This is a genomic window from Nostoc sp. ATCC 53789 (genome assembly GCF_009873495.1).
Taxonomy (GTDB): domain Bacteria; phylum Cyanobacteriota; class Cyanobacteriia; order Cyanobacteriales; family Nostocaceae; genus Nostoc; species Nostoc muscorum_A.
This window is the reverse complement of the sequence record NZ_CP046703.1, coordinates 2,953,806-2,980,741: the sequence shown is the minus strand read 5'-3', so window position 1 is coordinate 2,980,741 and position 26,936 is coordinate 2,953,806. Positions and strand designations below refer to the sequence as shown.

13 protein-coding genes are annotated in these 26,936 nt (G+C 38.8%); 8 read left to right on the top strand and 5 right to left on the bottom strand.

Annotated features, from left to right (window positions below):
• Positions 1–2: 2 nt before the first annotated feature.
• Complete coding sequence (gene mfd, locus GJB62_RS12205; protein WP_114080437.1) at positions 3–3,569, bottom strand: transcription-repair coupling factor; 3,567 nt, start codon at positions 3,567–3,569, stop codon at positions 3–5.
• Positions 3,570–3,809: 240 nt separating this feature from the next.
• On the opposite strand from mfd, the gene GJB62_RS12200 reads away from it, so the two are divergent.
• Positions 3,810–5,138, top strand: a complete 1,329-nt coding sequence (locus GJB62_RS12200) for a hemolysin family protein (protein WP_114080436.1) — start codon at positions 3,810–3,812, stop codon at positions 5,136–5,138.
• A 95-nt stretch (positions 5,139–5,233) separates the two neighbouring features.
• Here the strand turns inward: GJB62_RS12200 and GJB62_RS12195 are convergent, their stop codons facing one another.
• Both GJB62_RS12195 and GJB62_RS12190 read right to left on the bottom strand, forming a co-directional pair.
• On the bottom strand, positions 5,234–6,415 hold the full coding sequence (locus GJB62_RS12195; protein WP_114080435.1) for an aldo/keto reductase: 1,182 nt from the start codon (positions 6,413–6,415) through the stop codon (positions 5,234–5,236).
• A 510-nt stretch (positions 6,416–6,925) separates the two neighbouring features.
• Positions 6,926–9,544, bottom strand: a complete 2,619-nt coding sequence (locus GJB62_RS12190; RefSeq protein ID WP_114080504.1) for an amino acid adenylation domain-containing protein — start codon at positions 9,542–9,544, stop codon at positions 6,926–6,928.
• Positions 9,545–11,240: 1,696 nt separating this feature from the next.
• Between GJB62_RS12190 and GJB62_RS12185 the strand changes: the two genes are divergently transcribed.
• The 7 genes from GJB62_RS12185 to GJB62_RS12155 all read left to right on the top strand — a co-directional run bounded on the left by GJB62_RS12185 (position 11,241) and on the right by GJB62_RS12155 (position 22,318).
• Complete coding sequence (locus tag GJB62_RS12185; protein WP_167755985.1) at positions 11,241–12,683, top strand: sugar transferase; 1,443 nt, start codon at positions 11,241–11,243, stop codon at positions 12,681–12,683.
• 465 nt (positions 12,684–13,148) lie between these two features.
• Positions 13,149–14,582 carry an oligosaccharide flippase family protein gene (locus GJB62_RS12180; RefSeq protein ID WP_114080434.1) on the top strand — a complete coding sequence of 478 codons (1,434 nt, stop codon included), beginning with the start codon at positions 13,149–13,151 and terminating at the stop codon, positions 14,580–14,582.
• Positions 14,583–14,648: 66 nt separating this feature from the next.
• Positions 14,649–15,746 carry a glycosyltransferase family 4 protein gene (locus tag GJB62_RS12175; RefSeq protein WP_114080433.1) on the top strand — a complete coding sequence of 366 codons (1,098 nt, stop codon included), beginning with the start codon at positions 14,649–14,651 and terminating at the stop codon, positions 15,744–15,746.
• Between the two features lie 163 nt (positions 15,747–15,909).
• Positions 15,910–17,145: an O-antigen ligase family protein gene (locus tag GJB62_RS12170; RefSeq protein WP_114080432.1), complete on the top strand. Its 1,236-nt coding sequence runs from the start codon at positions 15,910–15,912 to the stop codon at positions 17,143–17,145.
• A 364-nt stretch (positions 17,146–17,509) separates the two neighbouring features.
• The gene (locus GJB62_RS12165; protein ID WP_245246149.1) at positions 17,510–18,556 is read left to right on the top strand and encodes a glycosyltransferase family 4 protein; all 1,047 of its coding nucleotides are present in this window, start codon (positions 17,510–17,512) and stop codon (positions 18,554–18,556) included.
• A 162-nt stretch (positions 18,557–18,718) separates the two neighbouring features.
• Positions 18,719–19,912 (top strand): glycosyltransferase family 4 protein, encoded by a 1,194-nt coding sequence (locus GJB62_RS12160; RefSeq protein WP_114080430.1) that lies wholly within the window; start codon positions 18,719–18,721, stop codon positions 19,910–19,912.
• A 159-nt stretch (positions 19,913–20,071) separates the two neighbouring features.
• Entirely contained in the window at positions 20,072–22,318 is a 2,247-nt protein-coding gene (locus GJB62_RS12155; protein WP_114080429.1) for a polysaccharide biosynthesis tyrosine autokinase, read from the top strand.
• 290 nt (positions 22,319–22,608) lie between these two features.
• Here the strand turns inward: GJB62_RS12155 and GJB62_RS12150 are convergent, their stop codons facing one another.
• Together GJB62_RS12150 and GJB62_RS12145 are read right to left on the bottom strand one after the other, a co-directional pair.
• Positions 22,609–24,030, bottom strand: a complete 1,422-nt coding sequence (locus GJB62_RS12150) for a right-handed parallel beta-helix repeat-containing protein (RefSeq protein ID WP_245246148.1) — start codon at positions 24,028–24,030, stop codon at positions 22,609–22,611.
• 907 nt (positions 24,031–24,937) lie between these two features.
• Positions 24,938–26,413, bottom strand: a complete 1,476-nt coding sequence (locus GJB62_RS12145; protein ID WP_114080427.1) for an SLBB domain-containing protein — start codon at positions 26,411–26,413, stop codon at positions 24,938–24,940.
• Positions 26,414–26,936: the final 523 nt, after the last annotated feature.

The following is a 26,936-nucleotide window of genomic DNA, read 5'->3' as shown; positions in this document are numbered from 1 at the left end:
AATCAAACAACAGCAGCCTCTGGAATCGCACCTTGCATTCTCCCAAAAGCATCAATCAAATTCTGCAATTGTTGATCTGCTTTAAAAACTCCTAACCCGCGCACCGTCACTTTACCTGGAGAATACACAAAGCGCGTCTTGAGATTGTCTGGTAAATTCGCCGCCAACAAATTCCAAGCTGGTTCTTCCATCGGTGTTTCTAAAACCACGTGCTGCTTTTGTTCTGGCTTAATGCGGCTAAATCCGAGCTTTTTGGCTAGCTGTTTGAGTTCCATGACTCGCAAAAGTTGATTTGCAGGTACTGGTAAACTACCATAGCGATCGCTCCACTCGGCTGCAATCTGATTTAATTCTGATTTTGATTTAGCTGTTGCCACCGCCCGATAAGCACTCATTTTTTGATCCAAATCGGTAATATAATCTGCTGGGATAAATGCCGTCAGGTTAAGGTCAATCTGGGTATCCTCCACTTTCGGAATTTCTTGTCCTCGGATTTCCCGAATTGCTTCTTCTAGCATTTCCATGTATAAATCAAAGCCGATGGCATCCATTTGACCGGATTGTTCTGCACCTAGCAAGTTACCCACGCCTCTAATTTCCATGTCGCGCATCGCTAGCTGATATCCAGAACCTAGCTGAGTAAATTCTTGAATTGCTCGTAATCTTTGCCGTGCCGCATCAGATAATTGCCGTTGCTTAGGATAAAATAACCAAGCATGAGCTTGGATACCTGCACGCCCCACACGACCGCGTAATTGATACAGTTGTGCCAAACCAAAGCGATGAGCATCTTCAATCAAAATGGTGTTGACTCGCGGAATATCTAAGCCAGATTCAATAATTGTCGTACAAACGAGGATGTCTGCATCACCATTGCTGAAAGTGAGCATGGTTGATTCTAACTCGCTTTCATCCATTTGACCGTGAGCGATCGCAAATCTAGCTCCTGGGATCACTTCTCGTAAATTGGCTGTGGTTTCTTCAATCCCGTCCACTCGCGGAACTACATAAAAAACTTGTCCACCTCTATCTAATTCTTGACGAATTGCACTGCGGATACTTTCAGAATTTATCGGTGACAGATGGGTTTTAATCGCTCGTCGAGTTGGGGGTGGTGTAGTAATTAAACTCATTTCCCTAATTCCCGACAAGGACATATACAAAGTCCGGGGAATGGGTGTGGCGGAGAGGGTAAGCACGTCCACTTGAGTTTTCAGGCTTTTAATTTTTTCTTTCTGGTTTACCCCAAACCTCTGTTCTTCATCCACAACCAACAGTCCTAAATCCCGGAACATCACGCCTTTACCCAAAAGTTGCTGTGTACCAACAACTACATCTAGTTCACCCGTTGCCAATCGCTTTTGAATATCGCGGCGTTCTTCAGCCGAACGAAAACGGTTGAGCAAACCGACATTCACGGGGTAAGGTGCAAAACGCTCTTTGAGTGTATGGTAATGCTGCTGTGTTAAAATTGTCGTTGGCGCAAGGAGTGCCACTTGTTTACCGGCGGTGACTGCTTTGAAAATAGCACGAATCGCCACTTCCGTCTTTCCAAAACCGACATCGCCACAAACTAAGCGATCCATTGGGCGATCACTTTCCATGTCGCGTTTGACATCTTGTACAGCTTTGAGCTGATCCGTTGTGGGTTGGTAAGGGAAAGAATCCTCTAATTCCTCCTGCCAAGGCATATCACTTGGAAAGCTAAAACCTTGTTGTTGCGATCGCGCTGCATACAGTTTCAACAAGTCCACCGCCAATTTTCTGATGGCTTTGCGGACTTTATTCTTGGTATTTTCCCAAGCTTTACCAGTCATCCTGTTGAGTTCCGGTGCTTTATCACCTCCGGCGCGAAACCGAGATAAAGCACCCACTTGATCGGCGGCAACTCTGAGTAACCCATCAGCATACTGCACCGCTAAATAATCACGGGTTTCGTTATTAATTGTCAAACTTTCCAGCTTGACAAATTTGCCAACACCATGATTTCTGTGAACTACATAATCGCCTGGACGGAGCTTATTGGGATCAACTTGTTTAGAAGTAGCTTTGTGGCGCTTGCGGATATAGCCGGGAGTCGCCAAGGAATGCTGCCCAAAAAATTCCCGATCTGTAACGATTACTATTCGGTATGTTGGCAGAATAAAACCTTCCAGTTCCGCAAGACCAGAATATTTTAGGGCTATAGGAATATGGTTAATTTGCAGCTTATCTATCGCTTGGTAGTCGCGGGGATTGGGGATAAACTGGGCTGGACAATCATGTTCTTGCAACAGCGATACAGAACGCGAAGGTTGAGCAGAAAGTAGCCAGATTGAGAAATTGCGATCGCGTTCTTGACGGATGGTTTCAGCTAGTTTAGCAAACTGGTGTGGCGTGACTGGAAGCGATCGGCTTGAAAGATTGATCCCACTATTTTCCTCTGACAGTTCCGATAAATATAGTGTTTTAAATTTGGCAATGTCAGCCAAACACTCATCAAACGATCGGTGAATTTTCGGCAATGTTAGGGGAGTGGGGGTAGATTCCTCCCCATTCCCTATTCCCAGTTCCCTATTCCCTACTCCCCATTGTTCCTCAGCATTTTCGACCCAGCGATCGCTATGAGCATGGCACTGTTCTGGCTCATCAATAGCAATCAAGGTATTTTCTGATAGGTAATTTAGCAGAGATGCTGGTTGCTCAAAAGCCAACCCCAAAAAGCGACGACTACCCTCCAACAATGATGAGTTTTCAGTGCTAAGTTCAGAGTCAGGATTTAACTCAGCACTCACCACTCGCAACTCAGCACTCTTCAGTGCCGCCATGACGATAGGAGCAAAGCTAGTGGGGGTAAGAATTAACTGGTCAACTTTATCGAGTGCGGAACGTTGGGTTGCAGGGTCAAATTCCCGCATTTGCTCGATTTCATCGCCAAACCATTCCAACCTGACTGGAAACTCAGATGAAACTGGGAAAACATCAACAATATCACCCCGTCGGCTCCATTGTCCTTCCATTTCCACCAGAGGTACTCGTTCATACCCCAGAATCGTGATTTTCTCACTGAAGGCATTTAAGTCTAATTCCATCCCCCGCTTTAGGGTAAGACAGAATTCCCCAAAAGCTTCTGGTGGTGGCAAATGTGGTTGCAGTGCCCCTTGAGTAGCCACAATTGCCATCTTGGGTAACTGAGAATTAGGAATTGGAATCTGGTTTTCTTCCCCATTCCCCATTCCCCATTCCCCATTCCCCATACTTAAATCCGCCAATACCTGCATTTGCCCCCAACTCATCTCAGTTTCCGGGTCAAAAGGTTCGTAGGGAGAAGCCTCGGAGGTGGGATAAAAATGTACTGTTTGCCATCCCATTGCCTCCAGTTGTGCATAAACTCGTCCAGCTTCTTCCAGTGTGGCGCAAACTACGAACAAATTCTTACCCTGAGACTGGGCTAATGCCGAAGCAACCAAACCCTTGGGCAATCGAGAAATGCCATTTAACCGCAATTCTTGTTGTCGGTTTAGCTTAGAAATAAATTCAGTGGTGAGCGGCGATCGCGCTAAGGCACGCACAATAGAAGAAAATGACATAAGTACTACTAGCGGTGGGAGTCTTTGTGAGTCAGAAAATTTTGAGGCAGTTTATGTCAACTATTCTAAAAGTATTGACAACCTTCTTATTCTTTGGGTGGAAGAATAATGCACCGCAACTAATAGACTTAAGAACTATAACTACTACTTTTTGTACAGTCAAAGCATTTATAGAAGCACCTTTAATACTAGATACTAGGTATTGAGCTACATTCGCTCTGATAAGCGGCAATTTTAAACATGTCCTCCATCACTTTTGAAATTTTAATCATTTTGGTGCTAATTATTGCCAACGGCGTGTTTTCTATGTCTGAGATGGCGATTGTCTCAGCCCGGAAAGTCAGGCTACAGCAGCTTGCCAATCAAGGAGATGCCAAGGCAATGGCAGCATTGAAATTAGCGGAGTCTCCAAATCATTTCCTGTCAACTGTTCAAGTGGGTATTTCCCTGATCGGTATCCTAACTGGTGCTTTTGGAGGAGCAACAATTGCCAACCGACTGGCAGTCTATGTAAAACTTGTACCCTTTTTAGCACCTTATAGTGAACCGATATCTTTTGGAGTAGTGGTTTTGATCATTACCTATTTGTCACTCATTGTTGGCGAATTAGTACCAAAGCGTCTGGCATTAAACAACCCAGAAAGAATTGCCTCGACTGTAGCTATTCCAATGCGTGCCTTATCAGCGATCGCTTCGCCAATGGTATATCTCTTAAGTGCTTCTACAGATTTGATCTTACGAGTGCTGGGAATTACAGCTTCTACTGAGCCGCAAGTCACCGAAGAAGAAATAAAAATCTTAATTGAGCAAGGCACTGAGGCGGGAACCTTTGAGGAAGCCGAACAGGATATGGTAGAGCGAGTCTTTCGTTTAGGCGATCGCCCCGTCAGCTACTTAATGACACCCCGTCCCGATATCGTCTGGTTAGATTTAGAAGACACTGCCGAAGAAAATCGCCAAAAAATGGTTGATAGTGCCTATTCTCGCTATCCAGTTTGTCAGGCGGGACTTGACAACGTGCTGGGTGTAATACCTGTCACCGACTTATTAGCCAGGAGTTTCCGAGGAGAAGCGCTAGACTTAACAGTGGGCTTGCGACAGCCCGTATTCGTGCCAGAAAGTACCCGTGGATTAAAAGTTTTGGAATTGTTCAAGCAAACCATTACTCACATGGCACTAGTAGTGGATGAATACGGCGTAATACAAGGATTAGTTACTCTCAACGACATCATGAGCGAAATCGTAGGTGATGTTCCTTCAACAGATGGACAGGATCAACCCCAAGCTGTGCAACGCGAAGATGGTTCCTGGCTTTTGGATGGGATGTTACCTGTAGAGGAGTTTTTAGAACTTTTTGGTATGGAAGAGTGGGAATCCGAGGAACGCGGCAGTTATCAAACCTTGGGCGGTTTTGTCATCACCCATTTAGGTCGTATTCCTGCCGCCGCAGATCATTTTGAATGGCAAAGTATGCGAATTGAAGTGATGGATATGGATGGGAACCGCGTTGACAAAGTGCTAGTGGTACCGAAGGCAACTAAATCAGCAGATACGAAAAAATCTGACTAGCGATCGTTGAGGAGTTAGGAGACGCGATTAATCGCGTCTGTACAGGAGTTAGGAGTTATTTCTCGCCCAATTTCCAATTCCTAATTCCCTATTCGTCAAGTCTTAGATAGACGTTTGACCGCTTCACCCGCCAACATCTGATGCGCTTGCTCCAGAAATTGGGGGATTTTATCGGCATGAGGATTGCGGGCAAGACATTGCTGCAAGTTTAATTCCTCTAGCCGATCCGCTTTATTACCAGGAAACCAGTGACCGCCCTCACCAAGTAGGTTGTAGCGCATTTTGCCATAATCTACCAGGTCGTAGGCGATCGCTAAATTCCGCAGCCACAAAATCACCCGAATGTTGACCTCACCAGGGGTTTGCTCGTAAGTTGGTAGATTTGTTTCCCAGGATTTTACCCAATCTTCTCCCAAAGTAGCGATCGCTTCTTCTTCCAACCTTGCTAAGATGGGCGGCAAAATTTCTGATGCCCGATCTACTAATTCTAAAGTCTTCAGGTGTTCATCAAAATCTTGTGGTTTTGCTGCTCCCACACTCAGAGTATGCACCTCTTGATGACTCAAACAAAACAAATCATTAAACACCATTGGACTCAAAGGAGCGCAAAGATTCACTAATTTTTGTGGAGGTTCATACAACAAACCTCCTTTATTAGATGGACTAATGATAAACACCCCCATATCGTGGCGTTTAGCTGCTTCAATTGCCGCCCAATTCCATTGATTAATGTAGTACCAGTGCAGGTTCACGTAATCAAATAGATTGGTATTAATTGTCTGCACAATTATATCTGTTGATCCGTGTGTGGAAAAACCAATAAATCTAACTTTTCCTTCTGCTTGCAACTGCTGTGCTACTTCCAAGCAACCACCGGGACGGATGCTATAGTCTAATGACTCAGTATGGTTGATACCGTGCAATCCCAGTAGATCGACATAATCTAGCTGAAGATTTTTCAAGGATTGTTCAAATGTCTCGCGGAATTCTTTCGCATCTTCCTTGGGACTGATTTTGGTTTGAACAATCAACTTTTCACGGGGAAGCTGGGGTAGAACTCTTCCCAATTGCATTTCGGAAGTGCCATAACCACGAGCAGTTTCAATATGATTAATCCCAACCTCCACCGCCCTTCTAATCGTCGCTTCCAGATTTGCCTGGTTATCAGCAGGAATTTCATTATTGGGGACATCCTGCCACTTAAACTGATATCTCATGCCACCGCAGGAAAACACTGGCATCTGTAATTCTGTGCGTCCAAACCGTCTATATAGCATCAGTAGATTGTGGATTGTTTACCAACATAAATAAAAAACGACAGTCATCCAAGCCTACAGTGCCACAATAAATACCTCTGTTCAATCAGTGGCACTAGCAAGATTCATCGCATATTAAATTGGTCAGGTCTTTTGGTTATTGGACTGCGACCAGTATTCCCGTTCCACAGAATAATTATCTCATCCTAGTTACCACTAACAAGCAATTTTTCCGTTATTCTCCCAATTTGTGTTTAGACTAAAAAACGACAAAATTACCCAGCATTACTGAGTTGAGACTCCCAAAATCTAGATATAGCGGTTCTCAATTGCCAAGAAGCAAGTGGTGTGAAGGTGAGCGATCGCAGCAGTGGAGTATTTTTGTATCTCACAAACGTGAAATTTGCTCTATAAGTCGAAGAGTTAAGCCGATTTTGGCACTTGTTTCTTTGATTTTATAATGCTTTATTTGATCCCGATTCAAAATCCAAAATTACTAGACTTCTCTTGCAAAGGTAGTAGGTTGTCAAATTAATTATTTGGAGACTGCGCTTGGATTAAGCAATTTCTCAATGTTTCGGCTAACACCTGTACATGCGGTTCATTAAATAGGTTATGGTGAGATCCAGAAATGTAATGGATATCTAATCCTCCAGCAACTAGGTCGCCCCAGCCGAATTGAGGATCGTATTGTGTCCCTATAGTATCGTCCCGACTCTGATCGTCTGTTCGCAAGAGAACAGCTCGACCAAGGTAAGGTGAAAAGATATATTCACTGATGGCTTGAGTGTTAGCATCCATAATCTTTAAGTGGTTGTCATTTGCAGGGAAATCAATTATCCCTTGCAAGTAACGCTGATATGTCTTTTCGAGACGCTGCGTACTCCAATAAATCCATTTCACAAGTCTTTGCCAAAAGTAGACAGGTCCTTGTTGAGCTATATTATTTAAATGCAAAAAAACTCGCTTCATAAATGGTGCCCGCCAACTATAACCTGGACGGCAACTATCAAGCATAACTAAAATACCAACTTGTTGACCTTGCTCCTGGAGTTGCCTAGCCATCTCAAAAGCAACTACACCCCCAAAAGAATAACCTCCCAGAAAATAAGGCCCATTGGGTTGAATGGTCTGGATTTCTTGAATGTAATGAGTTGCCATGTCTTCTATCCGCGTATACAAGGGCTGTTTTCCATCTAGTCCTTGTGGCTGTAGTCCATAGAATGGTTGGTCTAACCCCAAATGCAATACTAATTCACGGAAACACAAGACTTCTCCACCGAGTCCGTGAATACAGAAAAAAGGTGGCTTGGAACCATAGGGTTGAATTTCTACCAGGGATGACCAGCTAGATTTTGATTTGTCTAAGGTATTTACTGAAGCCAAGTTTATTGCTAAATCTTCTTCTTGACAGATTATTTTGGCTAGAGCCTCTACAGTCCCAGACTGAAAGAGAATAGCAAGAGGAAGATTTTTACTAAATATCTTCTCAATTTGCCAAAATAGTTTTACTGCCAAGATGGAGTTTCCTCCTATCTCAAAGAAGTTATCCTTTACGCCAATGGGTTGGACACCTAAAATCTGTTCCCAAATCTGTGTTATCTTGCGCTCCACTTCATTACGAGGAGCAATAAAGGTAACTTCCGATTCTTGTCTTGATAAATCGGGTGCAGGTAAAGCATGGCGGTCTATTTTACCATTAGGGTTTAATGGTAAGGTGTCCAAAAATACAAAGTAAGCAGGCACCATATATTCAGGTAGCTGACTTTGCAAAAAACGACGTAATTCAACTCGACTAGGAATTTGCTCTGCATTGGCAACAACATAAGCCACAAGTTGTTTGTCACCATTAATATCCTCTCTAGCAATGACGAGAGTCTGTGTCAGTGCAGGATGTTGGTCTAATATGGCTTCAATTTCTCCCAATTCAATTCGGAAGCCACGAATCTTGACTTGGTAGTCAATGCGACCAATAAACTCGATATTCCCATCGCTTAAGTAACGTGCCAAGTCCCCAGTTTTGTAAAGACGTGACCCAGGTTCAGAGCTAAAAGGATTGAAAATAAACTTATCTATGGTCAATTCTGGACGGTTAAGATAGCCTCGCGCCAAACCAATACCACCAATGTGCAGTTCACCTGATTCACCAACAGGCACAGGCTGCAAATTTTCATCAAGGATGTGAATCTCTGCATTGGCCACGGGGCGACCTATGGGAGCAATGGTAGAATTAGTGCCGCGCTGACAAGTCCAGAAAGTGGTATCAATAGAGGCTTCTGTCGGGCCATAGCAATTGTGGAGAACATTGTCCAAATCCAGTTTGGCAAAAAAGCGTTCTATTAGTTCGCCAGGCAAAGCTTCACCACCACAGGTAATATGCCTCAGAAATGAGCAATTCTCAATTCCCTTTTCTTCTAGTAAGACACGCAGTATAGAAGGTACTAAGGCCAAGACAGTGATTTGCTGCTCAGTAATGACCTTCACAAGGTATGCAGTGTCTTGATGTCCACCAGGGCGAGCCACGATCAATTGCCCTCCAAAGCACAATGGCCAGAATATCTGCCACACTGAGGGATCGAAGCTAAAAGAAATAGTCAATAAAACCTTATCTGCCTGAGTTAATCTAAAGGTTGTTTGCCGCCAGTAGAGTTGGTTGCGGATACCACGGTGAGGGATCATAACACCTTTGGGCTGTCCTGTAGAACCAGATGTGTAAATTACGTAGATAAGATTATCATCTGTCGTTTTATTTACAGGATTTTCTTGACTGTTTTGAATATTTCCTTGCCAATTTGAATCGAGACAAACCACCTGTGCTTCATGCGGTGGCAAGTTCTTGAGCAATTTTTCTTGGGTTAACAATACTGGTGTCTGAGTATCTTTCAATATGAAGGCTAAACGCTCTGAGGGATATGCCGGATCTAAAGGTACGTAAGCACCTCCAGCTTTGAGAATTCCCAGTAGTCCTACTATCATCTCCAAGGAGCGCTCTAGGCAAATGCCCACAAGTACTTCAGGACCAACGCCTAAAGCACGTAGGTGATGTGCTAGTTGATTAGCCTGCTGATTTAGCTGCCAATAAGTAAGTTGTGTATTTTCAAACATTACAGCAATGGACTGGGGCGATCGCTCAACTTGCATCTCAAACATTTGATGGATGCACAAATCCTGATGATGATCTACTTCAGTATCATTCCATTCCTGTATAACTTGAGTATCGAGGATATTAGTTAAGGTGTTTAAGGGAATATTTTGCTTATATTCTGAAATTTGGCTATTTATCTGCATTTTCTATGTACCAACTCCATAAGGAGATGCCATTGTTTTAATTTATTTATTCTTTATTGTATATGCGTTTATATCAAATCTTATACGAGGCTATACATTAAGTATTTCAGCATAGAAGTCCGAAATTGCATAAACACAACCTAGCTTCGCTTTGAAGGTGAGACGCTGGGCCAAAAGTTTCTAGGCTTTCGTACACAGGCAAATCATATAAATTTTCAAATATAATTTGTATTTAAATCTGTAGATAATCGATTTGTACTTAACATAACGATCGCCATTTTTAACAAACATTTAATTTAAAGCGGTAACTTTTAAATACCAATTAAAGTAAAAATATCATTATTCGTTTTTTTAGGTATAGCAATAGATCGGCACTTTTTACACCTTTCATTTTAGTTAACAAATTAAACTTTTTTGCTTTACAAGATATAAATTTACGGAAATTAATACTGATAAAACTTTATCTTTTTTTATAGGAATTTGTTAGAGTGAAAAATAATTATTACCGAATCTTCATTGTGTTTCTTTATATGTAAAAATAGTGTGAAGTCATGATTATGATTTGTTTAAATAATTAAGTAGGGGTCATTAGCTGCATATACTAAAAACACATCAGAGAGGAACTGGCGACTCAGGACTATAGCAATCCGAGTTGAAATGTAAGAACATAAGGAGATTAAAAGTACATGTTTTAAGCTATTTTAGCGATTTCCTTCATACAAAGTGGCGTAATATTTTTTACTTGATGCTACCATCCTCAAATCAGGTCTCCATAAAAACATATCATTGGCAATAAAGATAATGTAGGAAAAAAGGCTTAGAAGGTGAAACTATCTATAAATGCAGATATAACAAGACTCACAGATAGATTTTGTTCATTTATTAGAATTTATTGCCGTTAATCTGTTACAAAATTCTCTAAAGATAACCATGAGACTTGACACAAGTTCAAGCAAGAAATAATTTTTGTAAAGTTTTGTAACAATATCCAAACTTTTGATGCGTTTAGTTATATGTTATGTATGTAAGTATTGTTAATTAAGTAATTATGCGTAAAAAACAGAGAACTTCTAAGCAAAGCTAAATTCATTTAGCTAGATATGCTACAGTAGTTCCCGAAGGAACATAATTGTCTCATAGAAGTAAAACTCTGCAATGGAACTGTAATAACTCAGTTCAACTGTTACGCCCTTTCAAAATCCTAATATTTTTACCTGACCTATTTAATTATTAATGTCATGTCAGGAATTTTATTAAATTACAAGAAGTTAACTTACCAAAAAATCATTTTCTTACACTCAAAGCTCAAAATATCCAGACTAAACTGAATCTTGACCTGCAACAAAAGCTAAATATCTGGGTAGTAAATTTCCTCAAACCGATCCTGGAATATGCTTTTGATAGAGAAATTAAAGTTACTCCGAACAAAATAGTTAATAATATTTAGGCTACAAAGAACAGGTTTCTTTGAAATAAAAAGGTGGGATATCTCACTTGTCTTAATATTAAGTTTTGAGCAAATTTCATCAAATTTTACATATACCAAGTGTTCCTCAGTATGAGTAATCAAAGCATTACAACAAATAAATTCAGTGAAGTACCTTTGGATTTACGTGCATCTGCATCTGTAAGGGTACGCAAAGGTTCATGGTGGTTGAGATTAATAACATTGTTTCTGGTAGACTATACCCTTTTATCCTTAGCTTGGATTTTTGCTGGATACAAATCTTTTTATGGTAATTTTTCTTGGGATCTACCTAGTCATTACTTACCGATTTTAATAACTATTGGTATTCAAATAGGATCGCTAGCTATAGAAGGTATTTATAGGGAAGGTCAAAAACGCTATGACTACTTGAACATTATTAAATCGCTAAGTTTTGCTCATGGACTAATAATATTTGCTTGTTTTTTGTATCAACCGGTTGTTGATATTACACGCCCAAAATTAATATTGTTATCTTGGCTTCTAAGTATATTATTTATTTGTACTGGAAGATATGGTGTAAATATTACTTTAGAATATCTCCGTAAGCAGAAAAAAATAGTTCGTTCTTCTGTCTTCATTATTTGTGATCCTCAAGACCATGAGCAGATTGCTAGCTTTATTAAAAAAGAAAAGCACTATATTGTATCTGGAACTGCTCATGCTAATTCATTAGACAGATATCAGCGTCAAAAAACATTGAATCAACTCAATGAATTAGGTGTAACAGAGGTTTTTATATCTTGGGATGCTCTAAAAAATAGAATGTTTTTATGCTGGTTATTTCAAGCATCTGGTATTCAAGTACATATTTTACCGATGGAATTAAAACCAATTTATAAAAACATAGAATTTAATAAAATAGGTGGAATGCCTTGTCTGAGTTTGGATTGTCCGATAATTACAGGTAAGGATTTTTGGATAAAACGTACTTGTGATTTCTGTTTTGCAACTTTATTTGTAATGTTATCATTTCCGATTTATATAGCTATAGCTATAGCTATAAAACTGGACTCTCCTGGAACAGTATTTTACAGGCAAACCCGTATAGGTCTACATGGGCAACAATTCAAAGTATGGAAATTCAGAACTATGAGGTCTGATGCAGAAAAATTACAGAAAGAATTAGAAGCTTTAAATGAAACGAAAGATGGGATTATCTTTAAAATAAAAGATGACCCTCGTATTACTCGCGTTGGAAAATTTCTTCGGCGTTATAGTTTAGACGAATTACCTCAACTTTTTAACGTTATCTTTGGAGAAATGAGTATAGTAGGCCCCCGTCCGTTACCTACTAGAGATGTAGACAAGTTTTCTGAACATCATTTTATTAGACATGAAGTTTTACCTGGTATTACAGGTCTTTGGCAAGTCTCAGGTCGTTCAGACATTGTAGATTTTGAACAAGTGATAAATCTTGATCTGAACTACATTGAAAATTGGTCTCTTGGGTTGGACTTTGAAATTTTGCTCAAAACAGTTATGGTGGTTTTGAAAAAAGAAGGTGCCTACTAAGCTTTAAATTTGATCGACTTTCTCAATTTTTCTTGAAGGCATCAATATTCATCGTAAAACCTTAGTGATCCGGCAGTTTTATTTTAATAAAATTCAATGATAAGCATTAACATGGAAAAAGTTTTTGCTACCAAACTAGGTTTTTTGTCGGATCAAGAAAACCTGGTTACTAATTTTGGATAAGGTTGAGCTAAGGTCAAACAAAAAAACAAAATTAGAAAAGACAGTAAGAACTATAATAGTTACGTGTTGATATGATTATTGCAACTTGCAGTGTAATTTCTTGCGGATTAAAGTGAGCTTTTTCTAGTTTTGTAATAGTCCGAAAGTACAAATGATTTATGCATGGAATCAAGTATAAAAACTTCTGAAGATACATCCATCCATATCCAAAAAGATCAGTTTATGAAATACATGGGTATTTAGTGATTTAAAACGAATTAAGCTGAATTAATAATTTTAAGAATGGCAGAAAAGTACAAATTTATAAGTAATTCCTTATCAATGATAGTCAATCGGTTAGCACAAAGCATTACGGCCTTTGTATTAACCGCTGCTATTGCTCGAACTTTAGGAGCTGAGGCTTTAGGGCAGTATCTACTAGCCTATAGCTACTATTTTATCTTTGTGGGCATTGCTTCACAAGGGCTAAAGACATTGTTCACTAGAGAACTAGCACGTGAGCCAGAAAAAACACCAGTTTACTTAATGAGTGGTACCTGGTTGCAGTTAATATTTAGTTTCTTCAGTTATGGGGCATTAGTGATTGTAGTCTTTTTACTTCCCTATAGTTCCACAACCTCTACTCTTTGCTACATAATGGGTTTAACGATCATTCCCTTTGCACTTTCCAACATAACGGAGGCAGTTTTTCAAGCTCAAGAGAAGATGCATCTTATTGCCATAGCTACAGTTCCAGTGTATGTAATACGCCTAATAATAATGATTTGGGCGATGCAACTAAAATACGGAATTGGATATTTGGGAGCGATCCTATTTTTGTCAGAAACACTAATTCTAATAATTGAATGGATTTTTATTAGACGATTAGTTAAAATCCAATGGCAGATTGATGGAAACTTTGTAATTAATACAATCAAAAGTGCGCGTACATTTTTTGCTATTGAAGCAATAGCTGTAGTCACTGGACGAATTCAAATTTTGATTCTTTCATTGTTAGGAAATGAGTTTTTAGTAGGTCTATTTGGTGGAATAGCACAATTACTACAACCCTTTTCGATTATTGCTAACAGTATGATTTTAGCAATGTTTCCAAGATTTTCAAAGGCAGTAGACCAAGGAAGGGGAAAACAGAAGCAGACAGCAGAAACTATTATTCAAATCCTACTAATTATGGCATTGCCCTTATTTTTGGGATTGTTATTTTTTAGCAAAGATTTACTAATTTTTGTCTATGATTCTAGCTTTGCTCAAGCAAATCTAGCCCTTCGCCTAAGTGCTATATCACTGGTTTTTTTGCCCTTCATCCGCTCACTTTCATATCTACTGGTAGCCAATGGTTTTGAGATAGTTAACCTACGTGAAGTGGTCATTACTACTATATTCGGAAGCTTGGGAGGTGTGGTATTAGTTTCCCGATATCAGTTACTAGGTGCAGCTTTAATGGTATTGTTAATGACTATTCTGGGTTTTAGCCAGTATATTTATTTCACCTATACTCGCTTATTTTCATTAAACTTATGGCGAATTATGCGCCGACCATTGATAATAAGTGTTTTAATGTTACCCATATTTATATTATTGCAAAAAATTAACTTAGACTTTGTATTCACTTTACTTATTGCAACTTGTACCTATGGTTTATTTGTGATTTATTTAGGTATTCGTGCGTTTGGTGGGTTTCGTTTTTTATGGATGAAACTTTTAAGAGAACATTAATTGTTCAATCTAAAATTCTACAGACAAACAATCCAAAGTTTTATAAGTAAGAATATAATTTAAATTATGATTAAAGTTGCCCTATTACATTTTGGCTTTGAAGACTACACCATTGAATTAGCAAATAGTCTGGCTAAATATGTTGATTTAACGGTAATTCACCCGAAAAAACTCTCAGATGTATGCGGTGATGCGTTTGATCCCAGTATCCGTGTCATTAGCTTTAACAAACCACGGATTCGCGACCCGCGTAATGTGTTGTCTATGAACGCTATGATGCGTATTATCAAAGACATACAGCCAGATGTTTTACATGTGCAAGAAACTAACGATCCTTGGTATGATTGGACGTTGTTACTCAACAGGATGCCACCACTAGTAACAACCATCCACGATGTATTCCGTCACCCAGGAGATAAGGTGGCTGTATTTGGTTCAGAGTATACTCGGCGTATTGCCTTCTATCGTTCCCAACAATTGATTGTCCATACTGATCAACTAAAAAAGATTCTAATTGAAAAATTTAATTTACCTGAAGGGCGAGTCAATGTCATACCACATGGTGAACTTGGCAGTCTGTATAAGCGCCGGGGCGATCGCAATAATCAGCCTCGCGATCCAAATACATTGCTATTTTTTGGACGCATCTGGCCCTATAAAGGATTGAAATATTTGCTTGAGGCTATGCCCTTAATTGCTGAACGTGTACCTCAAGTCAAGCTGATTATTGCTGGAAAAGGAGAAAATATCAACCAGTATTTCCCTAATGGTTATGATGAGAACCGCTACGAGATTATCAATAGACTAATCTCTCTTGAAGAAGTAGGTAATCTATTTCAACGTAGCACACTAACAGTTCTACCATACATTGAAGCGTCTCAAAGTGGTGTAGCAGCTTTATCTTATGGAATGGGAACGCTGGTTGTAGCTTCTGATATAGGGGGATTGAGTGAGATAGTTCAGCATAAAAAGGATGGGTTATTAGTTCCACCACGTGATGCTCAAGCCCTATCTGATGCCATCGTTTGTTTGTTAAGCGATCGCGACTTACAACAAAAAATGCAAACTGCGGCACTAGCTCGTTGCCAGCAAGATTTAAATTGGTCAAATATTGCTGTTCAAACCGTGGAAGTTTATCAAAAAACCATGAAAATTATACATTAGTAAAAATATACTTACTTAATCGGCATTTAACGAACATAATAATAACTCATCGAATAAAAAAGTATTTGCCCAAATAAACTGAGACTATCAACCACGAATTTCTGACTTGCTTAATATATTTTTTGTATGTATACACAATAATAAATATTATAAGTTATAAAAAATGAGGAAATTTTTAATTTCTGCTGAACAAATATTTACATTTACTTCCTTGATGCTATATTCAGGAACCCCGCTAGATGGTTTTTTGACTGATGGCTTTACTGTAAAAGAAGGAGATAGAATTACATTTCGATTACTTTATACTCTTACATATATAGTCAGCCTTTCATTGATTGCTCTACGTTGGAAGAAAGTTACTTATGCTTTTAGCAAAGATAAGTTTATTTGGTTGCTGATTGGAGTTTCTGCACTTTCTATTTTTTGGTCCTTAGATCCAGACATTACCGTGCGTCGCGTCATTGGTCTGTCAGGAACAACTATCTTTGGACTTTATTTAGCTTCACGCTACACCTTAAAACAGCAGCTAAAGCTATGTGCATATATGCTTGCCGTCTCAATAGTAATGTGTTTATTATTTGTTATATTTTTACCACAAATTGGAATCGATCCTGCATTTAATAGTTGGAGAGGAATATTCCCAACCAAAAATGTTCTGGGCAAGAGATTTGTACTTAGTGCGGCAATATTTTTATTCCTTGCCATTACTGGTAAAGAAAATCGTTGGGTTTTATGGCTTGGCTATATTACTTCTGGAGTACTTATATTATTATCCCAATCAGCAACATCACTATTAAATTTTATAATCATCACAGTAGCTTTTATTGTGTATTGTCGAATTTTACATTTAGAATACAAAGTATTTATACCTTTTCTGACGTTTATATCAACATTGAGTATAGCTTTTTATTACTGGTTCATCTCACAAGGTGATTCGATTTTAGGCTTAGTAGGTAAAGACGCAACACTCACCGGACGCGCAGAATTATGGCCTGTTGTATTGGAGATGATTGGAAAAAAACCATGGTTAGGATATGGCTATGGAGTATTCTGGGAGCAGAGTAGTGAATCTTCTATTGTTTTACAAACGGTACAATGGGACGCTCCTAATGCTCATAATGGGTTTCTGGATCTTTGGCTATCATTGGGTCTATTAGGATTCTTGGTTTTTATAATTGGGTTCGTTATTAATTTATTTAAAGCGATATATTTAATCCGGCGGAATCAAACATCCGAAAGTATATGGCTCTTAGTTTATCTTACATTTATGATTCTTTCAAATCTAACTGAAAGTACATTGCTAGTTCAAAATAGTATGGAATGGGTACTTTATGTAGCAGCGATATTGTCAAGTCAACTTTACTACGCACGCGAATCTCTAAAACTAGAATCAATATAGAGTTGTAGAGAAGATGGAGTGATTTAAATATAAATTTATTGATTAATAAATTTTAACTCAAACAAAATATTTTTGTAAGTTTTACAAAAATTATGTACAGATAGAGTTAAATTCATAAAGCTGTAAACCAATATATTTTTACCTCAAATTAACCAAAAAATAATCGTATTTTTATTGAAAATATTTTAGGCGTAGATACTCTACCTACAGATGTACTAATATGTTGAAGTAAGTTACGCATCGATTTGACTCAGAGAAAATCAAACAATAAACTGTGATTATTTCGGTGATATATTAATCAAAGATATACCAACTTATTTCAAAATTACAGCCTATGTCCCGAACTAATACTCTCAAGATTATCATGTTAGGTCCTAGTTTACTCCAACAGGGTGGCATTTCTGGTTATGAGAAGCTTTTTTTAGAATATGCTCCTTCTGAAATTCAGATATATCATATTATCACTCATGAAGACGGATCTATAGCACTGAAAACAATGGTGTTTTTGAAAGCTATATGGAAATTTATATGGATATTAAGAGCAGAAGAAGTTGATATTGTTCAACTTGAAATTTCACAACGCGGCAGTGTTTTACGGCAAGCAATTATGACACTTTTAGCTTGGCTATTTAACAAACCGATAATTCTACACGCTCATGGTAGTCAATTTCATCTTTTCTATGCTGGACTTGCTAACTGGATACAGAAATTGCTAAGTTGGATATTTTGTAAGTGTCAACGCTTAATTGTATTATCGGAAAGTTGGAAAAGTTTCTATATAGAAAATCTTGGTCTTAAACCTGAACAAGTTGTAGTTTTTTACAATCCAGTAAAATTTCCTCCTGAAGTTCCACACCGTTCAGTTTCTGCAAAAGTTAACTTACTTTTTTTAGGACGAATTGGTCAACGGAAAGGAGCATTTGATTTGATCAAAGCTTTTTCTTTTTTGCCTACTGAATATAAAACCAGATCAAGTCTGATTATGGCAGGAGATGGAGACATAGAAGAGGCACGCAATTTAATTACGACTTTAAATCTACAAAACTATATACAATTGCCTGGTTGGATAGGGTCAGATGAACGTGATATTCTTTTAAGTAAGGCAGATGTTTTTGTGTTGCCCTCTTATAACGAAGGTCTCCCACTAGCAATGCTAGAGGCAATGGCTTGGGAATTACCAGTCATAGTTACACCAGTAGGAGGCATACCTGAGATAGTTACTCAATCTGAAAATGGATTAATTGTTAATCCAGGAAGTGTTGAGCAGCTATCAGATGCTATTAGGTCTTTGATTGAAAATGAGGATTTGAGGCTCTCTCTAGGATCTAAAGCGAGAAAAAGTGTTTTTCATCTTGATATCAAAAATCACTGGATTTCTTTTCTTGATTTATATCGTTCAGTGTTAAGTTGAAATGATAAATCTAGCAACTGCAAAACAGAAAACTATAAAAATGCAGACCTGCGGTTTATTCAGCCCAGTTTCACCAGGTATGACTAAAATTTACCCAAAAAAGGCAGATTTTAGAATTGACAAGTCAGTGTTTTACTAAACTGATTAATAGTTGAGATTATTATGGCATTACCTAAAAAAGTACTAATTATCGTTGAAAATCTGCCAGTTCCCTTTGATCGGCGGGTATGGATGGAAGCAACTACTTTGCAAAAAGCTGGGTATGAAGTTAGCGTAATTTCACCAACAGGTAATGGGTTTGAGAAATCTTACGAGATTATTGAGAAAATTCACATTTACCGTCATCCTCTACCACCAGAAGAAAGTTCTGTTCTTGGTTATCTTCGAGAGTATAGTTGGGCGATTAATTGGCAATTCCGTCTAGCTCAACGGGTATGGCGAGAGCGGGGTTTTGATGTTATCCATATTTGTAATCCGCCGGATTTACTTTTTTTAGTAGCGGTATGGTTTAAATTATTTCATCGCATCTGGGTTATCTTTGATCATCATGACCTCAGTCCGGAGATGTATGAAGCTAAGTATCAACGGCGGGATATTTTTTATCATGGATTATGCTGGGCTGAACGCTTGACCTATGCCACAGCAGACATAGTAATTTCAACGAACGAGTCGCACCGAGAGGTAGCTCTTACCCGTGGGCACAAGAAACCGGAGAAGGTCTTTGTAGTTCGTAGTGCGCCTGACCTTTCCCGTTTTCACCGAATGCCCCCAAATCCGAATTATCGTAGAGGTAAGAAGCACTTGATAGGATATATGGGTGTCATGGGTGAACCAGAGGGAATTGATTATCTTCTGAGAATAGTATATTATATTACCCAGAAAAAAAATCGCCAAGATATTCACTTTATGTTGATTGGTAGTGGACCAGCAGCCGAAAAACTTAAAGTTTTATCCAGAGAGTTAGGAGTGAGTGAGTTTGTAGAATTTACAGGGTTTAAGCAAGGGGAGGAACTTTTAGAAAGGCTTTCCAGTTGTGACGTTTGTGTAGAACCCTCCCCAACATCTGCTTATAACGAAAACTGCACCATGAATAAAATCCTCGAATACATGGCGATGGGAAAAGCAATTGTCCAGTTTGATTTGCGAGAGGGAAGACGTTCTGCACAGGAAGCATCTCTTTATGCAAAGCCTAATGATGAGGTTGAATTTGCTGAGAAAATTCTAGAGCTTCTAGATTCTCCTGAACTAAGAGAAAAGATAGGAGCCGAGGGACGACTGAGAATGGAGAAGATTCTTGAATGGCAATATCAAGCTCCGAAATTGTTAGAGGCTTATGATAAGATTTGGCAAAGCTAGTTGGCATTGTTGTGCGACAATGGGAACTAAATTTATAACTTAGATAGTCTATACTATTGTCATATTGTCAAATCGCATCATTCTTGTCAATTGCAGTGGTTTGTGCATTCTCTAAGTCTTTTTTAGTTTCTTACTTAATATCTGTATTTGGGAAGATTTATGTCAGAAAAATCTACGGAATCTAGAGAATCTATTGATTTAGACCTCAGTCGTTACCTATTCATATTGAAACGATGGTGGCTACCTGCTGCTGCGATATTTACAGCTACAGTTATTCTCAGTGCTATAGCTACACAATTTATGAAGCCATCCTATGAAGCCGAAGGAAAACTATTATTTAGAATTCCTTCTTTTAAAGTAGTAGGATCTAGCCTTTTGCCTAGTAATACAGAAGGAGGAGATGCAGGGGATTTAAAATCACTGCTAGCAACTCAAAATCCGATAAACACTCAGATAGAAGTTATTTCTTCCCCTGCTTTATTGCAGAGGACAATAGATAAGCTACAACTGAAAGATAAAGAAGGTAAACCTCTAGAAGTAGAAAAGCTGCGGAAATCTTTGACCCTGAAAATTGTTAGTGCAACAGATGTATTGCGAATTAGCTATACCAGCCCTGACCCCGAACAATCAGCAGCAGTGGTCAACACAATAATGAGTCTTTATTTAGATAATGATATTCTGACAAATCGCTCTGAGGCGGCAGCAACTCGTCAATTTATTGCCAGGCAGCTTCCTAAAACTCAAGAAGTTGTTAATAATACAGAAGTAGCACTACGTATATTTAAACAGAAGTATCAGATAGCAGACCTGTCAGAGGAGACAAAGTCAGCTGTTTCAACTATTGGAAATCTAGACAATGAGATGAATACTGTTAAGGCTCAGCTGGATGAGGTAAACGCCCAAACCAATGAACTGCGCCAGAAAGTAGAGCTAAATTCTCAGGAAGCGATCGCTGTGAGTGCCATCAGTCAGTCACCGGCAGTGCAGGGAGTTCTTGCACAACTTCAAGAAACTGACCGACAGCTGGCAATTGAGCGTAGCCGTTTCCTAGATGACAACCCTGTAGTTGTTAACTTAGAAGCAAAGAAAGCTAGCTTAAAATCTCTCTTACAACAGCAAATTGGTCAGACTGTTGGCAATAAAACAGAAGTTTCACAGAACCTATTACAGATTGGAGAACTAAGACAAAACCTGATCCAAAATTTTCTGCAGTCAGAAATACAGCGCATTGGTTTAGCAAAAAGACTCTCCTCTTTATATAACTCCCGTTCTATATACGAAAAGCGCGTTAAACTCATACCCCAACTAGCACAAAATCAGAGGGAGTTAGAACGAAAAGTTGAAGTCGCAGAATCAACATATCAAACTCTGTTAAAAAAGGTTCAAGAATTACAGTTAGTTGAGAATACAAATACAGCCAGCTCGCGGATTATTGCTCAGGCTATAGTGCCAGATAAGCCGGTAGAAAGCAAAAAAATTATTGTTTTAGTGCTAGGAGTAATGTTCGGTTTATTCTTGGCTACTACAACAGTTCTTGTTCTAGGTATGAGAGATAGATCTCTGAAAACCCTTCAAGAAATCAGAGATATATTTAGATATACTTTGTTAGGCATTGTGCCTTTGTCTGTTAAAAAGATTCGCTCCCGTTATTCAAACGCAGAATCAATAAATCAAACAATTGCTGTCAGAGATACGCCTTACTCTTTAACTAGCGAAATGTACAGAATGATTCAAGCAAATCTGAAATTCCTGAGTTCAGATAAAGTGCTGAAAACTATTGTGGTAACTAGCGCAGTTCCTAAAGAAGGCAAGTCTACAGTTTCAGCTAATTTGGCAACAGCGATCGCTCAATTAGGACGTCGAGTTTTACTAATAGATGCAGATATGCGAGTTCCTTCTCAGCATCATCTGTGGGAAGTAAGTAATGCAGATGGCTTGAGTGAAGTTCTTATAGGTCAGACTGAATTTGATGTTGCTTTATCTAAAGTAATGGATAATCTTGATGTCTTAACTGCTGGCTCTAGACCTCCCAATCCACTTGCTTTGCTTGACTCAAAGCGGATGGCATCGCTAATTGAAAGTTTTTCATCTCAATATAAATATGATTTTGTAATTATTGATGCTCCTCCCTTGCTTTTGGCAGCCGATGCTTTGACTATAAGCCAAATGACTGATGGGATTTTGTTAGTCGCTCGACCTGGGGTAATTGATTCTAACAGTGCATCTGCCGCTCAAGAAATGCTAGAGAGATCAAGTCACAACGTATTAGGTTTAGTTGTGAATGGTATCATTGATAAAAATGAATCTAGTAGTTATTTCAACCATGTTAAACAATACTTTACTCATCAAGATTTGGCAAAAGAGACAAAGCTAAAAAAACGTATTCCGGACAAAACCTCTGTATAAATTAAGTTAAATAAATTAGGATTTTGTCTTACCAGTTAATTTAATACCATAACTGGTAAATAATAGTAGAGGATTAATTACACATAACTTGGCTGAAATTCTTGCCTAGTAAAACATCAATAATTAATTCTGTTGGGATACTTGTATCATATCTGTTTAATTATTTAGCCAAAAAACAATAAGCCTACTTTCAAAGGTAGGCTTATTGTTTTGTATAACTCTAGACTTCAGCCTGACAGAACTATGTGTTGTAGATTGTTGGGTGTAGATTTCAGGACACAATATTACGGTTACTGATATTCGTGTGCCCCAATATCATATCCAGCACCAACAGGACGAGGTTTACCAAAATAATCATTTTTCAAATTATTCCACTTAAAACCATTATTGATGGCCCGACTAGTCCCCTTTATTCTAAAGTCACCACCTGAGGCATTTACAAATTGTGGATCTGCCATAATATCGTTAGGTCCCACAGAAACTGCACGAGAACCATTGTTGTTGTAGAGGTTGTAGTTAAAAGTAGTGTTGGTACTTTTATTATTCGTACTTATTGTTTTGTTAGGCGCAGCATAAATGATGTTATTGATAACCTTGACATCACCTGAATAATTACTCATGATTTGCCCGTGAGTAATTTCCTTAGTCTGGTTATTCAGATAAACTGTGTTGTGGACAATATCCACATGGTCGCTTGAAAAAGTATGAATGCCCGTACCACCATTTTTATATGAGATATTGTTGGCAATCAAAGTACGTCCTTGATACCCATTATCTCGTGACTTATCAACAATAATACCATTACCGTCTTGGAACTTTCCATTGTAATACCAGGGAACAAACATTTGATTGTTGTAGACTTTGTTTCTGGTAACATACATCCTATAGTTCTGGTTATTATCATAATTCCAATTGTTGAGCAGTGAAATGCCACTAGCCCCGTATGGTGAGTACCAGGCATTATTATATACCTCGTTGTTGTCCACTGTTACATAGTCCGATTCAATAACTGAAATACCCCCACCACCACAATCATGTACCTTGTTGTTGAGAATACGTATGTGGTGGGAACGACCATTTTTTCGTCCATCTGTGTTTATGCAGTTTCCACTCGTCAGTGGGTTAGATGTATTATACTTCTGACTCAACGCATAACTCAGGGTTATATTGGTATTGTTCCCTGCAACCTCCAGACCATTTACCTCAATATATGAGGCTCCATTCTCAATGGAAATTCCATTCCATCCATTGTGCTGGATTTTTGGCTTATCTCCAGGATATGCCTTATAGGTAATCCATGAATTTGCCGTTCCAGAGCGTTTAATTACTAGTACTGAGCCATTGGGGTTACTATTCTTGTATACTCCGTCCATGATCAGTACTGTAGTGCCAGGACTAGTTAGGTCTGCTGCTCTTTGAATTGTCCTAAAGGCAGATGACGGAGTGAGTCCGCTATTTTTGTCGCTTCCGCTACCACTAACATAGTATGTTGTAGTTGTAGCCTGGCTGATCAGCTTGCGACTTGGTAGTGGTGTGCTTTGATCGGTGGATAACTGACGAACGTCTTTAACTAAAGACTCTGTTATTCTCTGTCCTTGAACCAGACCTGTTAACGCCCAGGGGAGTACAAGAGATGCACTTAAACTGAGAAAGCCTAAACCATGAATCATCATAGGGAAAAATAGGGTATATTGCAAAAACTGAATCGTCAACGGTCAGTAACTCTAGCCTTGGTCAGTAAGTCAGTATTGGATACGGTCGTGTAACTGCCATTTGTAAGTTTATAAACGGTTTATCAGGTTTACACCTGAGCATTTCCACGCAAAAATTGCTGAAATGTCTTTCTAAGTAGTGTTAAAAAAAGGCAGCCATCTGGTAAAATTACTGAAAAGTTTTCAGTATGCAGAGTCATCCCATTAATGGACACTAACCAACCGTACAAATGACATCATTTCCAATTGGACATCATTCTACTGTGTATACGCGGTATCTGTAGTTAAGATAGTATATCTGTCATTAAACAGTTATTTTACTTAAATAATTCTTATGATAATGATAATTAGATCGAGGAACCAAGTCTTGCAGGGAGTAGATTATACAATCTTTACCTTCTAAAGTATTCTCATTATCATAAAAAATCAGAGTAACTAAAACAAAGTTTTAAAGGGTATATCAATGACAAATTCAGAAACTTCAGTGATAGCTTTCGGTTTACGGAATTTGAAGCTCAGTAATAAGGCTTAGACTTTTATAAAATTTAGTATAAAATATAAAGAATTTATTATGTACTCTAGTATTGTCTTATCCTATGGTCAAATAAGAGTATCTGGAAAGCGTTGGGGAGAAGTGTATTTCATTTACTGGCAACTGCTGTAATTTAACTAATACTTACGCGTAAGAGAGACTCGCTTTTTTTAAGAGGGATCGAGCTTTCTTGTTTTGAGTGCGTAAGTTCAGTTAATAAAAGAGGTGGTTATTGTGGAGGACAGTTCAAGAGAGATGAATATTGCTCTCTCGCAAGGGAATACACCAAGAGCAATCTTTTTGACTATATATATATTGTAATTTTGGGGACGGAGAAGTTTAACCAACGCCCCCAATTTGCATCTGTGTCTAAAACTAGAGTCCGAACAAGTTCAGAAGATTAAAGATAACACCGAGAGGACCAGTTATAGTGTTTATGGTATCGCCAGTCTTAGCGGAACCCGATCGGTTAACTACCACAACATCATTATTGCGGAGTATGGGATTAGTTTGCTCATTAATGCCAGCAGAAAAATCCACTTTTACTATGCGTTTAGTGACAGAACCGTTAGGGTTGAGGCGAATCAAATCAACAGCACTGCTACTAGCTCTGGCATCATTAAATCCGCCAGCTGCCAGTATAGCTTGATTTAAAGAGCTATTCGGCTGAACATCTGTTAACCCTGGTTTTTTAACTTCACCTACCACGCCAACTTGAATGCGTGTAGGAGACAAAGTAGTGGTAGCTAATTGAGTAGCTTCTGCGGGGTTAATCTCAGTTGCCGTCGGAATAACAATCGTATCTCCGTCTTGCACGATGATGTCTTGACTAGCATCGCCACTCTGCAATAGTTGCCAAAGGTTAATATCTATAGCCTGTTCTGAGCCAGTTCTTGTAAGTCGACGTAGCCTGAGATTACGAACATCAGCCTGTGCTGTAATTCCCCCTGCTAGTTGGATAACCCGTGTCACATTTGGTAGACCATTGGGATTAGCAGTACCACTGTTAGTTGCTGCGCCCCCCTGAGCATCTGTGCTGGCTGGGGTGACAAGATACGAACCGGGACGATTAACTTCACCGATAATTGTTACCGTGCGAGGCGTGGTTTGGCTGGCAGCAAAGTTAGATGCAAATATATTACGAGATTCTGCCACGTTGAAGTTGGTTGCTGTTGGTACAACTATGGTGTCTCCATCACGCAAGGTAATATCCTGTGATAACCTCCCCGTTTGAATGAGTTCCTTCAAATTGACGCTAACGGCTTGCTCTGAAGAACGTCCTATTTTACGCCTTAATTGAATTTGACTCACATCCGCAGCCAAGGTTACGCCCTGTGCTGTTGTCAATGCGGCTAATACAGTGGGGTATTGCACACCTGGATTATCTCCCGCGCCTCCGCTCAAGCTAAGAGTGTAAGCTCCTGGACGTGTCACTTCTCCGGCAACGAAAACATTGATGGGACGAGGCGATAACAGATTGACTGAGATTAAGGGACGTTTGAGGAAGCGAGCATATCTTCTAGCAATTTCGTCAGCAGCCTGTTCAGTTGTTAGACCGAGGACTGACACACTGCCAATTAAAGGTAGGTTGATTGCTCCACCTGGGGGAACTTGGTATTCTCCTGTATATTCAGGTACTTCAAATACATTTACCCGGATGCGATCGCCGCCTCCTAATGAATAATTAGTATCTAATTGTGTTTGTGTGCTTGGTGTTTGTGTAGTTGGTGGTAATGGTTGTCCCTGAGCTAGACTCGCAAATGTCACAGCGACATTGACAGCACTTAACAAAGCCACACCCACAACTGGCTGAGTTAGGAATTTGAATTTAAACAAACTTGTGTTAAGCATATTTACCTTAGATTCTGAAACTACGATTAATAAAGTACTGTCTAAACATTTTTATTTTGACTATACCTAAGTATTCAAGTTCCCCAACACTCTTATTTTCCCCGAAAAGTGTAATTTTCCGGAGGAAATTTGTTTCTTAAATTTGAATTTTTAGTGAAGTTATTTTAAAGTTGAGCAAACTTGAATATGGGGATTCTCAAAAAATATATGACTTACGCAAATAAACGCAGTTTATATAAAAATTGTCTGTTATGTAAAGAGGTACTTACGAATAACCCATTTCTACCAAAGTCAATTTAATGACACTTAAACTGTGATTCTAAATATTCTATTAGTAGTAATTTTTGCAAAAATTATGAACTCCATTATTGATTAACTACAAATAACCTTGAAAAAGGTGGGAATTTAGTTGTTTGTGAGTTGGATTGAGCAAAGACAAACTCAAAAAGGCTGAAATTTAAGGTTATTCTGTAAAAAGATACCACGTATATACGTTGCCCAAACAAATTTAGAATTGAGTATT

What these genes read in the sequence shown, in the direction of transcription:
- GJB62_RS12180 (WP_114080434.1), top strand. Translation starts at nt 13,149, where the DNA reads ATGGCAGAAAAGTACAAATTTATAAGTAATTCCTTATCAATGATAGTC.
- GJB62_RS12195 (WP_114080435.1), bottom strand. Translation starts at nt 6,415, where the DNA reads ATGCTATATAGACGGTTTGGACGCACAGAATTACAGATGCCAGTGTTT.
- GJB62_RS12200 (WP_114080436.1), top strand. Translation starts at nt 3,810, where the DNA reads ATGTCCTCCATCACTTTTGAAATTTTAATCATTTTGGTGCTAATTATT.
- GJB62_RS12175 (WP_114080433.1), top strand. Translation starts at nt 14,649, where the DNA reads ATGATTAAAGTTGCCCTATTACATTTTGGCTTTGAAGACTACACCATT.
- GJB62_RS12190 (WP_114080504.1), bottom strand. Translation starts at nt 9,544, where the DNA reads ATGTTTGAGATGCAAGTTGAGCGATCGCCCCAGTCCATTGCTGTAATG.
- GJB62_RS12155 (WP_114080429.1), top strand. Translation starts at nt 20,072, where the DNA reads ATGTCAGAAAAATCTACGGAATCTAGAGAATCTATTGATTTAGACCTC.
- GJB62_RS12165 (WP_245246149.1), top strand. Translation starts at nt 17,510, where the DNA reads ATGTTAGGTCCTAGTTTACTCCAACAGGGTGGCATTTCTGGTTATGAG.
- GJB62_RS12160 (WP_114080430.1), top strand. Translation starts at nt 18,719, where the DNA reads ATGGCATTACCTAAAAAAGTACTAATTATCGTTGAAAATCTGCCAGTT.
- GJB62_RS12145 (WP_114080427.1), bottom strand. Translation starts at nt 26,413, where the DNA reads ATGCTTAACACAAGTTTGTTTAAATTCAAATTCCTAACTCAGCCAGTT.
- GJB62_RS12170 (WP_114080432.1), top strand. Translation starts at nt 15,910, where the DNA reads ATGAGGAAATTTTTAATTTCTGCTGAACAAATATTTACATTTACTTCC.
- GJB62_RS12185 (WP_167755985.1), top strand. Translation starts at nt 11,241, where the DNA reads ATGAGTAATCAAAGCATTACAACAAATAAATTCAGTGAAGTACCTTTG.
- mfd (WP_114080437.1), bottom strand. Translation starts at nt 3,569, where the DNA reads ATGTCATTTTCTTCTATTGTGCGTGCCTTAGCGCGATCGCCGCTCACC.